Source organism: Vibrio sp. 1249-1, assembly GCF_033340495.1.
This window is the reverse complement of the sequence record NZ_JAWOWJ010000195.1, coordinates 1-966: the sequence shown is the minus strand read 5'-3', so window position 1 is coordinate 966 and position 966 is coordinate 1. Positions and strand designations below refer to the sequence as shown.

Genomic DNA, 966 nt, shown 5'->3' with positions numbered 1-966 from the left:
TTATTACATTTGAAGTGCCCAACATACACGGCATCAAAACGCACTAACGTGGTGAACAAACGCCAATCGGCTTCCGTAATTTTATTGCCTGCTAGATAGCGATGGGTCGCCAGATGAGCATTAATTTTATCTAAGGCCGAAAACAATGATTCAAAAGCCTCTTCATACGCTTCTTGCGAAGTAGCAAAACCGCAACGGTACACCCCATTATTCACGTTTGGATAAATGTAATCATTCCATTCATCAATCACACCGCGTAGTGGCTCGGGATAATAATCGTCATGATTGCCCGTGAGATCGTTAAATGCGGAGTTAAACATACGAATGATCTCTGACGATTCATTCGACACGATGGTGTTGGTCTTTTTGTCCCATAAAACTGGCACCGTAACACGCCCTGTGTAGTCAGGTTTCGCTTGAGTGTAGATTTGGTGCATACGTGTATGACCAAACAGCGGCTCGGGTAAACCCATTTGCCAACCTTGACTGAGCATATCAGGGCAAACAACCGTCACATCAATGTGTGGCTCTAGACCTTTCAACTTACGGAAGATAAGCGTTCGATGTGCCCAAGGGCACGCGAGAGAAACATACAAATGGTAACGGCCAGATTCTGGTTGGAATACCGCCTCTGAATCATTTTTAATCCAGTCACGAAATCCAGCGTCTTCACGAACGAACTTCCCGCCATTCGCTTTTGTGTCATACCACACATCGTGCCATACGCCTTCGACCAACTTACCCATGATTGCTCTCCTATTTCTTATGTCTCCCTTTATATTAGAGATTCATAAGAAACAGAAAATCATCACGCTTAGGACATCTTGTTCAAGAAATTCGAATGAGCATTGAAATTCGTGTTCAAAGAAAGTGAGCATAAAAAAAGCGCGCCCCTAGTAAAAGGAATCGCGCTTAAGCCCGTCACAGGCTGAATTTACTTAACCTAACATTTGGTGGTTACACGCT

General features: G+C 44.0%; 1 protein-coding gene. It reads right to left on the bottom strand.

The features are described 5' to 3' along the window. The coding region (locus R7Z50_RS25195) for a glutathione S-transferase family protein (protein WP_318149446.1) at positions 1-746 on the bottom strand (746 nt) is incomplete at its 3' end. Positions 747-966 lie beyond the last annotated feature (220 nt).